This window comes from uncultured Sulfitobacter sp. (assembly GCF_964021855.1).
Lineage (GTDB): Bacteria > Pseudomonadota > Alphaproteobacteria > Rhodobacterales > Rhodobacteraceae > Sulfitobacter.
Genome location: NZ_CAXHZD010000008.1, coordinates 1 through 13,099, shown reverse-complemented (window position 1 = coordinate 13,099; position 13,099 = coordinate 1). Strand labels below are relative to the sequence as shown.

Here is a 13,099-nt window from a genome sequence, read left to right as displayed (position 1 = left end):
AGGTAGACGTATGTGCCGCAAGAACATTACACAATTGACCGCGGAAATCTGCGTGATGCTTTCAAATACAAGGTAAGTTGGTTTTTCGACCTAGCAACTGGATTGCGTAGCTTTGTTTTGGCAGCCTCCCGGCGGGCAAGAACAATCACTAAAGCCGTCTTTGCAACAGCCGCCGCAGTGGTCCAGCAAACTGTCGCGTAATGCCGCGCGCGCACGGTGGAGCCGCACACCTAAGGCCCCGACAGATACACCAAGGTCAGCGGCAACGGATCGCCGGTCGTCGTCTTCAATATCCACGCGACGTATCAGATCACTTTGATCCGGGCGCATGAATGGCATGAGCCCCGTTACACATTGGCAAACGTGGTCGAATTCTTCGGCTCCGTCTTCGCTTACGTCCGCCGTTTTCTGTTCATTCTCGAAAGCGGCGCTAAGCCTGCGACCACGCCCGATCTTGCGGTAGTGATCATTTAAAGTAGAGCGCAGGACCGCATAGAGCCAAGCTGTCAGTTTGTCGGTTTCACGCAGCTGGTCTTTGCGTTGCATGACCCTGATACAGAACTCCTGCAAAACATCCTCGGCCTCGGTTACGTTTCCCAATCGCTTGACCAGAAAACCAAGAAACATCTTCCGGTTAACAGAAAGCGCCTCAACAGAGGGGTCAGTCGTCGGTAGGACGTCGCCGGAAAAATGATCGCCATTGCTCAATTGACCGGACCTCTCTTAAAATAGAAATGTGGCCCGTGCGCTTGTCAAAAGTGGCGGCACAAGACCCACCAAGTTGTAGTCCAAAATCAGCAGAAATGCAAATACCGCGTTAGCGCCACAGGCCCCAACTGATCGCGAGCACCGCCGCCAGTATGACATCAATTATGATGCAGAACGGGACATACCACTTCGGGACATCCGTCAGGAAATGGGATTTCCTATAGTGAAGCATGTCCCAAACCGCGTGTCCCGCCAAACCAAACGGAATGATCCAAGGCGCTATGACCAATCCACCCAAAGCAAGCACCCCAAAGGTAATGGCAACGGAGACTTCTGACACGAAAGCCTGTTCCTGGCCATGTATCACAGTAAATCCAACATATATGCCCGCAATGAACGCTAGGGTTAGGGCCGCTGCCGCAACCGACCAATCCATCGGCAAAAGCAGGTGTGGGACGCTGACCGCAAGTGCGACGATCAGACCACTCCGCATCGGATGGTTTCCAATAAACGTCAGCATGTCACATGCCCTCCATGGCATGATCTTTGTCGTCGGATGGGGCCACATACCATTGTTTCAAATATATCCGCTGGAACACAAAAACGGCCCCAATAGCGATGGCTGCAATGAAAACAATAATCGGGTCCGACCCCAGTTTCATCACGGTGAATGCTGCAAGAACAACCGCGTCAAACGCCAGTGCGCACATCAGAATGATGCCGTTCGCGCCAATTTCATGCCGCAAGTGCCGGAACACGCCCCAGTGCACCAACATATCCATGACCAGGTAAAAGAACGCCCCAAGTGACGCGATCCGGCTGAGATCGAAAAAGACCGCCAAAATTGATGCCATCACGACGGTATAAACCAAGGTGTGGCTGCGAACTGGACCAGACATTCCGAAATGCCGGTGCGGGATCATTTTCATGTCCGTTAGCATCGCCAACATCCGCGAGACGGCAAAAACGCTTGCCAAAACACCTGATGCAGTCGCTACGGCGGCCAAAACAACCGTGAAATAGAACCCCGCTTGGCCAAACGCAGGTGCGGCGGCTTCGGCCAGTGAATAGTCTTTGGCGGCAACGATCTGATCAATGGTCAGGTTGGATCCGACCGCCAGTGCAACCAACAAATAGATCACAACACAGATCGCGATCGAGATCATGATCGTGCGCCCTACATTGCGGTGAGGGTCCGTGATTTCCCCGCCGCTGTTCGTGATTGTTGTGAAGCCTTTGAACGCAAGGATCGACAGCGCAACAGAGGCCACAAATCCGGTCGCGTCAAATCCGGCCCCACTGCTGCTGGCATTCGGGAAACTCAACCCGCCAACCCACAATGCGACAATGCCAAACACCGCAATGCCGCCAATTTTCACGACGGCCATGATAATCGACAGCAGGCCCACTGATCTGTTGCCCGAGACATTCACAAGAAAAGCAAACAAGATCACGCCGACGGCCAAGAGAGGAACCAACGGGCCGCTGGATATGTCAAACGGGCGCAGCACATAGGTCGCAAATGTCCGTGCCACAAGGCTTTCTGAAATCACCATTGAAAGCGCCATCAACAAGGCGGCCGCCGCAGCAATCGCACCCGGCCCGTATGCCTTTTGCAAAATCATCGCGACGCCACCTGACGACGGCCACGCATTGGACATCTTGATGTAACTGTAGGCACTTAACGATGTGATGATCGCGCCCAATACAAATGACAGCGCAAAATATGGTCCTGCCAGCTGGGCGATCTGACCAGTCAAAGCAAAGATCCCTGCCCCGATCATGACCCCCGTCCCCATGCCCACAGCGCCACTGAGACTGATCGAGCCTTTGTTCAGGTCTGTATCGTTCGTATCAGCGCCGCTGTGGTCATGTTGCATTGGATATCCTTGGGTTTAGATTTTTGCACTGCGCAGCCGTAGTGCGTTGAGCACAACGGAAATCGAAGACGCGCTCATGGCGAATGCCGCGAACATTGGGCTGATCAATATTCCGAAGAAGGGGAACAGAATGCCCGCAGCGACCGGAACACCTGCAGTGTTGTAGATCAGTGCAAAGAACAGGTTCTGGCGAATGTTGCGCATCGTCGCACTTGCCAGCTTGCGCGCACGAACGATCCCGTCAAGATTCCCTTTCAACAGGGTAATCCCTGCGCTTTCAATCGCGACATCCGCACCTGTGCCCATCGCAATACCGACGTCAGCCTGTGCCAAGGCAGGTGCATCGTTCACGCCATCACCCGCCATCGCAACTTTTGCGCCAGCTTCCTGCAATTCGCGCACGATACGCGCCTTGTCTTGCGGCAGAACGTCGGCACGGATTTCGTCAATCCCCAGACGGACACCGATTGCCTTGGCGGTGCGTTCGTTGTCGCCCGTTGCCATGATGATCCGGAAGCCCAGTTCGTGCAGCGCTTTTAGGGCCGCAGGTGTGGTTTCCTTTACAGGGTCCGCAACGCTGACCAGTCCTGCAATTTTGCCATCAAGAACGACAAACATAACTGTTTCGCCTTCGTCACGGCGCAGGTTGGCCTTGTCGATCAAATCCCCGCCTTCAAGGCCCATATCGGTGATCAACGCGCGGTTACCAAGTGCTACGCGCTTGCCATCAACAACACCTTTCACACCCTTACCAGTGATGGCTTCAAAGTCGGTTGCCGTGACCATGTCAACGCCACGTTCCTGCGCACCGCGCACGATTGCCTCGGCAAGCGGGTGTTCTGACCCGCGCTCAAGTGATGCGGCAAGGCGTAATACCTCCGCTTCATCGTGGCCAGCCTCGGGCAAGACGGCAACTAAAGTTGGCTTGCCTTCAGTCAGCGTGCCGGTCTTGTCGACAATCAAGGTATCGACCTTTTCAAACCGTTCCAGCGCCTCGGCGTTTTTTATCAGAACACCCGCTTGCGCCCCGCGACCAGTGGCTGTCATGATTGACATGGGTGTCGCCAGACCAAGCGCACAGGGGCACGCGATGATCAGCACCGCAACCGCAGAGATTAGCGCATAGGACAGTGCAGGTGCCGGACCCCAAAGCGCCCACGCAGCAAAGGCAAGAACCGCCACCAAGATCACAATCGGCACAAAGTACCCTGCAACTTGATCCGCATATTTCTGGATTGGTGCGCGGCTACGTTGCGCGTTTGATACCATTTCGACGATTTGGGACAACATCGTATCGGACCCGACCCGGGTGGCCGCAATCACAAGACTGCCCGTGCCGTTGATCGTAGCACCCGTGACGGTGTCGCCTTCGACCTTTTCGACAGGAACAGGTTCGCCTGTGATCATGCTCTCGTCGATGGACGATCGCCCTTCGGTCACTGTGCCGTCCACCGGAACCTTGTCGCCGGGGCGCACACGGACGTGGTCCCCAACAAGAACATCCTCAAGTGGGATTTCTTCTTCAGTGCCATCTTCGCGAATGACACTTGCGGTTTTGGCCGCCATATCAAGCAGTGCGCGGATCGCCTTGCCTGTGCCTTCGCGTGCGCGCAATTCCATTACCTGCCCCAACAAGACCAATGTGACAATCACGGCGGCGGCCTCGAAGTAGACGCCGACATTACCGTCGACATCACGAAAGCCGCTTGGAAAAATGGACGGCACAAGAACAGCAACGATACTGAATATCCACGCGGCCATGACGCCCATAGCAATCAACGAGAACATGTTGAGGTTCATGGTTTTGAAGGAGTTCCAGCCCCGTACAAGAAACGGCCAACCGCTGTAGAGTACGACAGGCGCGCCAAGGACCAGTTCGATCCAAAGCGTGGCGCGTTCTCCAAATATGTCGCGGACAGGCAGACCCAGATACGGGCCCATTGTCAGGATCAGCAGAGGGATTGTCAAAATTGCCCCAAACCAGAACCGGCGCGTGAAATCGACAAGCTCGTGGTTGGGTCTGTCGTCCATTGTTGCCGATTCCAACTCCAGTCCCATTCCGCAAATCGGACAGGACCCTGCATGCGGCTGGCGCACGTCTGGGTGCATCGGGCACGTGTAAACAGCGCCGTCAAATCCGGCAGGAACACCATCCAAATCACCAGCGGGCACCTTTTCGGCCCCATGATGACCGTGGACTCCATACCCTGTATGTGCAGCGGCGTCTGCCTCTGCCTTTGGCACCAGATGCATACCGCACTTGGGACAATCCCCCGGCCCGTCTTGTTGAACTTCCGGATGCATGGGACAAACGTACAAGGACGTATCAGCGGGTGAATGTGAGTGTTGCATGATGCAGACGTTCCTTAAATATGCTGTCTTTGCGACAAGACGGCTTGCCGATTTCTGTTGTGATCCAATCAAGGAAACCCAACCATTTAATGTCCCACACCCTCGACCACGACGATTTGCAAGGGCTCGGTTGTCGCTTGGTCAACGTTCATTCTGCAGGAGCGGCCCACGATGATACGGCAAATTCGCCGAGCTCGAGAATACTGGGTAAATGGTAGAGTTCGAGGGCGAGCGATGCAAATATAGCCAGACCCTCGGTTTTCCATACAATATCACCCAAGGCCGCATCCTGGACCGTCAGGATTTAATCCGAACCAGCATAAGCGCACGCTGTGTCTGCGTTTTCTTCCGTTTGGAAAGTAAAAGCAGATAACCCGCTGCTATGGTCAGAAAAATCAAAGTCATTGTCGTGTTCCTTCACTCAGAGAACTGGGCTTGTTGGTCCGCAATTATTTACCGCAGCAGCTGTGGGATTGATCTTTAGTTGGGTTAGATGTGGGTGCGCCTGACAAATCGGCGGTCTTCGCACGCTGGTTATCCACGGTTGCGCTGATCGTCTTAGACGACGCACAGCAACAGCCGCCTTGTGCCGGCTGAACGGTTTTTTCGTGTGGTGTTATATCTGTTCTCATGTCTCATATCCTTTGGCCAAAACGGTGTTGTATAAAGTAGACGTTCCATCCCGTAAGGCATTACAAAATTAGTTTGAGAACATTAGTGCGGCCTGTGATAACCGCAGCTTGTCGGTCCATCCTGCGATGGGCCGACGAACAATTCGCCGATGTGTGCGTTCAGGGTCTGTCGTCCAAACTTTAGTCGCTTAACCACTTCCGTCAAACTTATCTCTAGCCTAATTGCGACGATCAGAAGTGATATTCCTTCAAGATCAATCGCTCGGACGATTAACGCCTGATCCAATGGAAGTATCGGCAATAACAAATCCAGGCAGTCGCAAATCACGACTTTCATTTCATCGTCTAACTGTGTTTCTTGATGTATGTTCATCGCATGCTCCAGCGCGGGATCTTTGTCGAAACGTAGACGTTAACAGTGCCAATCCATTACAGGTTCGCCAGAAGTTGGAGGCCTTTGGGTGGAACTCGTAGCGCTTAGCGCATTCATTCGGTCTAAAAGATTGGGTCAAAGCGCAATCCTTGTAATGTTTTCGCCCGACATGCGTCTTCTTATCAGAAGCAACGTGTTCAGCTTTGGAAACGAAGCACGGAGTGCAAAAATTTGTGGAGAAAATCATGACTGATGCGGAAAAATCAGCCGAAAGGTGCAACCACCGCAACGGGACGACTACGATTCCAGTTCGCCGCGATTTTTTGTATTTTGCTACGGCAGGAGCGGGTGCCGTAGCCACCGGTGCTGCGGTTTGGCCACTCTTCAACTCAATGAACCCAAGTGCCGATGTCACCGCGTTGTCCACGATCGATTTAGATCTGGAGGGCATCGAAGTAGGCACACGCATTACACTAACCTGGCGTGGCAAACCGCTTTTTGTAGATCACCGCACGCAAGAACAAATTGCGTTGGCGCGGGCCGATGACGGTGCTGACCTGATTGACCCGGCACTGGACTCCGAAAGGGCACAACGCCCTGAATGGCTGGTGGTCATAGGCGTTTGTACGCATCTTGGGTGTGTGCCTCTGGGTCAGAACAGCAGTGAACCGCTTGGTGACTGGAAGGGTTGGTTTTGCCCTTGCCATGGATCACATTACGACACTGCGGGGCGGATACGCAAAGGTCCTGCCCCGCGCAACCTTGATCTGCCACCTTACGAATTCGTGACCAATTCGTGGCTACGGATTGGCTGAAACGACACCAAAATCGCAGTTTGGTTGTTGGTATCGGTAGTGGCTTAGAGCATATCGAGGACCACATAAGCGCGAGCGTATGTACCGTGAGAATGTTCCATCAGATTATTTGCCGACAAATAAGTGGAAAAAATCCCATCCGAAACTTACCGTTCTTGACCGGTATTTAGGACCATCCTTCAGCATTTATTGATAAATGACAGCGCACATCTTGTTAAAAGGCTATCAAGATTAAAGATACGGCTTTGTCACTCAAACTCAACCATCTGCTCTTCAAAAAACGAAATCGCTGAATCGCTGTCCCATTCAGCTGGCCCGGGCTTGCGACCTATTTCGCGTCCCTGAGGGTCAATCAGAAGGGTTGTCGGCATCGCAAAAATTCCAAGCCTGCGCATGGCTGATCCGGTTTGGTCTATGAATATGCTGTCCTCATCGAGACCAAGTTCTTGATAGAGGCGGAGCACGCTGGCGCGTTTTCCGGCATCGGTAGAAAGGGCAACGACCTGGAATTGTTGTCCCCCGAGTTCTTGCTGCAAACCCTGCAAGTCGGGGAGTTCCTTGCGACATGGCGGACACCACGTTGCCCAGACGTTCAGGAGAAGGTATTTTCCTTCGAAATCCTCAAGCGTAAACTGCTGCCCTTCCAAATCTTCAAACGCGATTTCTGGGATTTCTTTAGGTGTCGGATGAATGCCGAAAACGAACCTTTTTCCCTCTGCGAATGTCGTATCCGGCAAGATTGCAAGCAACATCACGAAGGGAAGAAACCGCTTTATGAACTGTTTCATTTCAACTCCTCCATTCGTGCCAACACCGTGCGTATTGTCGTCCCGCCTCTGGGTTGGGTCGCGGATGGGTTTGTGGGTTCTGTCCAGGCGATGAACACGCCCCCCTTGCCAAGTGTCATTCTGGGGAAACCGACTGTTCTCCCGCTTGGGCTGATCGCCACGATTTCGGGGCGTACGCAACCTTCTTGCGGTTTAACGGAACAGATCAGAATTGCTTCACCCTGCACTGTTTGTTTGACCCAAGTCACCAGCACAGAGCCATCTTTCAATTGTATGACGTCGACCCTACCGGACGGTGCACTGGTGTCGATTTCCAGCGCTTTCGCAAAGGTTATGCCATCATCGCTTGAAAACGCGACTTTGACCTTGGGAAAATCATTTGCCGCGGTGAACCACGCCACAGCAGCGTTGCCATCAACCGTATCAATCGCGGGGCCGTTCACGGGGCAGCCTTCGATGTTCCACCCGTCTACGCTGACTGGCTGCGGGGTGGACCATCCCTGCGATGTTTCGCGCACGATTGATATGTCCCGTATCTCTTCGAGCGACCGGTCCCTGTAGACGACAAGAAGTTCGTTATCGCCGGTTACCGCAGCGGAAGTCTGACAACATGTACAGGTACGCGCGTCGAGCAATAGATCCTCTCCCATGGAGCTATCGGCCGAAAATTTACGCATGCGCAATTGCATGGCGTTATCTGCAACATCTTGTGACGCGTAGGTGTCATAGCTCTGCCCATCCAACCAGATCACCGAAAAACCACCGCCTTCGTTTGGCAGCAGTGTCGCGAAACCGTGCTGGCGTTGTGAACGGTCGTCGTGAGGAATGATTGGTGTTGACCAAGTCACACCTTCGTCCTGTGAAAAGGCGATATTGATATCGTAGAAATAGTCATCATCACCATTGGCGCGTAGCCAATGCACAACAAGCGAGCCATCTTCCAAAGCAATGGCAGATGGAAAATCCGCCCAATTCACGAACAGATCATTCCGCTCAACCACGGTTTGTGGCCTAGACCATTCGGTACCATCAGAAATTGCGACTTTTACTACAAAACTGTCTCCTTGAGGTTCAGTCCAACTCATCAGCACGCGACCATCGTTCATGGTGGAGAGAGATGGCTCACGTGCCCCTTTGGTCACAGGCGGAGATAGTTCCTTGATAGAAGAAAAAACTCTATTTTCAGCATTGCTATCAGAAGCGCCGAGCCACAGAACGCACAACGATGCAAGCGCAGATCTCAGAAATTGGGTGAGCTGTTGGCATTTCAGTTTCATTTGTTCACGATCACTTCCCTTGGCTTCAGCACTCTTACCGTAACTATTCCACTACTTCTGGCCCAACTGAGACAAGATATGCCCAAATGTCTCTGGCATCGTCTACTTTTTTCAGCTTGAATCCCATCTTGGATTTAGCCTGCTTGTCGTCCAGGTAAACTGCCAAAAATTTCTTTGGGTCCGCAACGTAGCTCATGAAATCAGTTTCGCTCCACGCCAAACCACTTTCACCGGCCTCAACGATGGAACTGCCGTACTTGTCGCTAAAAACTGGGTCGGTTCCCGCAATGCGATTATACAGACCATAGAGGTTCGGCCCAACGGCGCCACCTTTTTGAATCACGTCGCCACTTGTATCGATAATTGAATGACATGCCTTGCATCTCTTAAAGACTTTTTCGCCTGCGTTGGCATCACCGGTTGCATGGCCATCAGCAAATACTGGCATCCCCAAAAATGCCAACGCAAGTGTTGTAAACATAACAGATTTCATTCTAGCCTCTCCTTTGGTTTGTTTGGTTTGGATCTTCATCCGGATTTTGGCGGGACTCAGTTTCGATCTGATTGCACGACCACCTAATCTTTTGGTTGATCTTCCGGCGCGGGAAGCTGTTAAACACCCACTGAAATGACAGGAGCAAACATGACAAAATTTTCCGTGCCACAGATGAGTTGTGGCCATTGTAAATCGTCGATCGAGAAAGCCGTTGCATCAGTGGATGCGGATGCTGTCGTCGACGTTGATTTGACCAATCGAGAAGTCTCAGTACGAAGTGTCTCCAACACTGAGATGTTGATCGAAGCCATGAAGTCTGCAGGCTATGAAGCACACGTCCTGTCCTGATCGCGGGCGTTGCCGCTGAGACCGGCTGGCCCGAGAATATCTTGCGTTCAGTAAGAAGATGCGGTTGCATGACTTCAATTGATCCCATTTTCTCTTTGTAGTGCGCGCACATAGGCCACGATGTCCAGAACGTCTGCCTGTGACACACCTTCAACGGCAGGCATGTTGCCAAATTTCCAATGATGAGCGCGAACACCGTTTTTCGCGGCCAGCACAAAAGCCATATCACCGTGGTGGCCAGGTTCGTAGAACCTATGAACCAAAGGCGGGGCAATACCATCCCTGCCCTGCGCATTCTTACCGTGGCAGGTAGCACAAACGGCATCATAGGCGCGCTGCCCAATCTCTTCTTGGTTTGAGAACGAAGCGGGCACCTGAACAGTGACAATCGCACCGTCCGCCAGAGTCGCGGTTCCGCGTTTTTGGGTTTCTACGTTGGGGCTTGCTGATAACGTCAAATACCATACCGCTGCAGCCAGCGCGACCAGTGCAAAGAATATTGCTCCCCGCCTCATTTTTGTGCCTCCTTAGAAAACGGGTCATTATGTTTCATGCGCGTACCATTGTCAGTGACGGTTCTCGAACCTTTACCACTTTTATGGGTCGTGGGTTTTTCGAGAAGAACAAAGTAATCTCGTGATACCGGATCCGGGTGTCTTCCAAGGTTTGATAGTAGCGAAAGAGTTCTTTCAAAGGCGCCGAGAAGTCTTTGTGTGCGGCCAACACAGCAACAAGCGCTCCAAGGCTGATCCGACCCTCAATCACGAAGTAGCCACCAAGAGAATAAAACAGAAACGGTGTGATCGCTGTCAGGAAGTTGTTCAGGGCTTTAATGAAAAATTTCAAACGAAAGATTTGCCGCCTGACGACCTCTAACTCCCGAAAATTCTTGCCGGCTTGCTCAAATCCCGAATGACAGGATTGCTCGGCGCTTAGCTGATCGCTGAGTTGCTTGCCCAGCAGTCTGACTTCTTTGATCCTCTTGCGCGAAAGTATGTTGACGCGGCGTTGAAGTCTAGGGAGCAAGATCAATTGTATGGGCAGTACGGTTAGCGCTGCAGCACCCAAGACCGGATCTTGCATGAACATAAACAGGAGGATGGTCAGCAACGTACCACCCTGCAAGATTGGCAATGTGATCACATCCGCGGCAAACCCTCCAACGGGTTCGACCTCTTGTGCAAGGATCGGGATGATTTCACTTTGTTTTTGCGCTTCCACATCATTGCGCCATTGCCGATAGATCAGCAGCCGGAAACGACGCAAAAATCGTTCAGCCACATAACCCTTAAAAACGTTCAGTACATATTTGTTCAGCCCATTCAGGCTGATCGCCATGAGATAAAGGCCGGACAAGACCATCAGCAGCGTGACTTGATCAAAGCCATACCCGAAAAACTCAAGCGGGAAACGCTCTGCATTCAAGGCATTATTCACAATCTGTTTAGGCAGCTCCAATGTGACATAAAGGATCGGCATCGCAACCAGACTGAGCAAAATCATTAATACCTGTTGCTTTCGAGTGTACTGCAACACCGTCTTGAAAAGACTTGTATCCAGTCCACGAACTGTTTGTGGCTGTGGAACACAGACGTTTTTCTGGCTCAATCGACGAAGGATACCGGTTATGATCAAATACAAAACAACGCTGACAAGCATCGCAGGTACCACCACAAAGATTACATGGATGAAAGGGTGGATCCAGTCGGGGGCTGTTTCGTCATACTGATAGCCAACGAATGCAGTGAAATCGTGGAGCAGATCATGATATCTGTCTAGGAGAGTCACTCTATACCTTCAATTCTCTCGCGTAGGGGCCAAGTGATCGTGAACCATGATCACACCCCACATCCCAGCCTCGCGATGGCCGGGGATCAGGCAGACGAACTCCATGTTGGTGGCATCGGAAAACTGCCAAACAAGCTCTTCTACTTCACCGCTCCTGATTGATACAGAATTTGCATAATCATGTTCCATGTCTGGAAATTTCCGCATCCATTGTTGGTGTTTTGCGACTTCATTGAAGGAGCCCAGCATGAACTCGTGATCAAGCGCTCCAGAATTGATTATGATAAACCGAACGACCGAGCCGCTCGCTATCTGGATCGCATCAGGTTCGAAGAGCATATATCCGCTCTGTGTTTCTTTGATATTCACCTTAATTATTCTATCGACTGGAACTCCGTCGTTTGGTTTTCCCATAGGTTCATGTCCGGGCGTTTCGTAAGGCCGCTCGTGTGGCTGACCCTTCGGTGCGGCCTCAGCATTCCCAGCCCACGTAGGGAGAGCGACAGAAACAAAAGAAATGCATATCAAAGTCAGCAGCTTCATAATTTGCGTGATCCACTGGAATTTTAACATTTTGCTGCGCTCACCCTGTTGACCGCCGCTTGGATAAATTCGGGAGGTTAAGGGGCACTGAACCTATCAATGCCCCTCCATTCCGCGCTATTTTAGTTGAGTAACGGTCAGTTTCCCTTTGACTCGATCAGCGACAAACTCGATATTCTGACCTTCAGACAAACTGGTAATCATTGCTTCGTCAGCACGAAACACCATCGTCATCGCAGGCATGTCGAGGTTGACCAGTGGGCCATGAATGATGGTCACTTTTCCAGCCTTGGCGTCGACTTTCTTGATTTTGCCAGACGTGTATTCCACGTCAGCCTGCGCCATCTGCTCGCCGACAGCAACTTCGCGGTGCATGCCGGACTCGTAGTGGCCAGGGATCAGGCAAGCCGCTTCAAACGTACCGGCATTGGCAAAAGTCCACACCACTTCACCAGATGCGCCAGAATCAAGGCGAATGCGATTAGGATCGTCATGCTCCATGTCCATTTTTGCCATCTCGATCTTGTGCTCGGCATTGCGCTCCACAGTATCAAGGACAAACTCATGCTCTAGCTCGCCTTCGTTCTTGATCTTGAACAGAATGGTCTCACCTTGCTTGATATTCATCTCTTCGCTCTGGATCAGCATTTCGCCGTCATCGTTTTCGAGCAGAATGACATCGATTGTACGATCAACCTTTGCTGAATCGCCCGGCATACCGATCATCATTTCCGGTGCTTCCGATGTTTCTTTCTTGGCATGACCGGCATCTGCAAAAGCGCCTGTTGCGAATGCAAATGTGATAGCGGTACTCAGAAGTAGTTTTTTCATTTTTTCGTCCTGTTTTTAAGTTTGGTAAAGTTAAGACAGAGGGCCAGTTAGCCCTTCTGCGTTGGTTTAGGTGTCAGTAGTGTTTTTGGGCTTTTGTTGGAGGCAAATTCGGGAAGTTCGCCTGTCCATTCGTAAGCCATCTCACCCGGAGGATTTTCGTACCACCCGGGATCTTCGTAATCGTCCGCGTCGATGCCATCCCGCACCTTCACAACCGAAAACATGCCGCCCATTTCAATCGGTCCATAAGGACCCCAACCTGTCATCA

At 51.9% G+C, this 13,099-nt stretch carries 13 protein-coding genes and 1 pseudogene; 2 read left to right on the top strand and 12 right to left on the bottom strand.

What is annotated here, in order from left to right; translation table 11 throughout:
• Positions 1–90: 90 nt before the first annotated feature.
• The 4 genes from AADJ11_RS18125 to AADJ11_RS18110 form a co-directional block, all read right to left on the bottom strand.
• Positions 91–708, bottom strand: coding sequence for a sigma-70 family RNA polymerase sigma factor (locus tag AADJ11_RS18125; RefSeq protein ID WP_203243478.1), 618 nt, complete (start codon positions 706–708; stop codon positions 91–93).
• A gap of 109 nt (positions 709–817) precedes the next feature.
• Positions 818–1,228 (bottom strand): hypothetical protein, encoded by a 411-nt coding sequence (locus tag AADJ11_RS18120; RefSeq protein WP_203243479.1) that lies wholly within the window; start codon positions 1,226–1,228, stop codon positions 818–820.
• A gap of 1 nt (position 1,229) precedes the next feature.
• Positions 1,230–2,588 carry an APC family permease gene (locus AADJ11_RS18115; protein ID WP_203243480.1) on the bottom strand — a complete coding sequence of 453 codons (1,359 nt, stop codon included), beginning with the start codon at positions 2,586–2,588 and terminating at the stop codon, positions 1,230–1,232.
• A 15-nt stretch (positions 2,589–2,603) separates the two neighbouring features.
• A complete protein-coding gene (locus AADJ11_RS18110; RefSeq protein ID WP_341235841.1) occupies positions 2,604–4,940 on the bottom strand; it encodes a copper-translocating P-type ATPase in 2,337 nt (778 codons plus the stop codon).
• A gap of 1,250 nt (positions 4,941–6,190) precedes the next feature.
• Here AADJ11_RS18110 and petA point away from each other — a divergent pair.
• Positions 6,191–6,760 (top strand): ubiquinol-cytochrome c reductase iron-sulfur subunit, encoded by a 570-nt coding sequence (petA, locus tag AADJ11_RS18105; RefSeq protein WP_203243482.1) that lies wholly within the window; start codon positions 6,191–6,193, stop codon positions 6,758–6,760.
• Positions 6,761–7,008: 248 nt separating this feature from the next.
• Here the strand turns inward: petA and AADJ11_RS18100 are convergent, their stop codons facing one another.
• Genes AADJ11_RS18100 through AADJ11_RS18090 form a run of 3 tightly spaced genes read right to left on the bottom strand, consistent with a single transcriptional unit; the run spans position 7,009 to position 9,318 of the window.
• Positions 7,009–7,548, bottom strand: coding sequence for a TlpA disulfide reductase family protein (locus AADJ11_RS18100; RefSeq protein ID WP_203243483.1), 540 nt, complete (start codon positions 7,546–7,548; stop codon positions 7,009–7,011).
• Complete coding sequence (locus tag AADJ11_RS18095) at positions 7,545–8,825, bottom strand: sialidase family protein (protein ID WP_341235840.1); 1,281 nt, start codon at positions 8,823–8,825, stop codon at positions 7,545–7,547. The genes AADJ11_RS18100 and AADJ11_RS18095 overlap by 4 nt, the downstream gene beginning before the upstream one ends.
• Before the next feature lie 43 nt (positions 8,826–8,868).
• Positions 8,869–9,318, bottom strand: coding sequence for a c-type cytochrome (locus AADJ11_RS18090; RefSeq protein ID WP_188678676.1), 450 nt, complete (start codon positions 9,316–9,318; stop codon positions 8,869–8,871).
• 150 nt (positions 9,319–9,468) lie between these two features.
• Here AADJ11_RS18090 and AADJ11_RS18085 point away from each other — a divergent pair, with 150 nt between their 5' ends.
• The gene (locus AADJ11_RS18085; RefSeq protein ID WP_341235839.1) at positions 9,469–9,669 is read left to right on the top strand and encodes a heavy metal-associated domain-containing protein; all 201 of its coding nucleotides are present in this window, start codon (positions 9,469–9,471) and stop codon (positions 9,667–9,669) included.
• A gap of 74 nt (positions 9,670–9,743) precedes the next feature.
• Here AADJ11_RS18085 and AADJ11_RS18080 read toward each other — a convergent pair whose 3' ends face one another.
• The 5 genes and pseudogenes from AADJ11_RS18080 to AADJ11_RS18060 all read right to left on the bottom strand — a co-directional run.
• Positions 9,744–10,184 carry a cytochrome c gene (locus AADJ11_RS18080; RefSeq protein WP_341235838.1) on the bottom strand — a complete coding sequence of 147 codons (441 nt, stop codon included), beginning with the start codon at positions 10,182–10,184 and terminating at the stop codon, positions 9,744–9,746.
• 34 nt (positions 10,185–10,218) lie between these two features.
• Positions 10,219–11,457, bottom strand: coding sequence for an ABC transporter ATP-binding protein (locus tag AADJ11_RS18075; protein WP_341235837.1), 1,239 nt, complete (start codon positions 11,455–11,457; stop codon positions 10,219–10,221).
• 9 nt (positions 11,458–11,466) lie between these two features.
• Positions 11,467–12,000 (bottom strand): plastocyanin/azurin family copper-binding protein, encoded by a 534-nt coding sequence (locus tag AADJ11_RS18070; RefSeq protein WP_341235836.1) that lies wholly within the window; start codon positions 11,998–12,000, stop codon positions 11,467–11,469.
• Positions 12,001–12,117: 117 nt separating this feature from the next.
• Entirely contained in the window at positions 12,118–12,831 is a 714-nt protein-coding gene (locus tag AADJ11_RS18065) for a copper-binding protein (protein ID WP_341235835.1), read from the bottom strand.
• Positions 12,832–12,878: 47 nt separating this feature from the next.
• Positions 12,879–13,099, bottom strand: a pseudogene (locus AADJ11_RS18060) (copper oxidase); the annotation flags it as partial.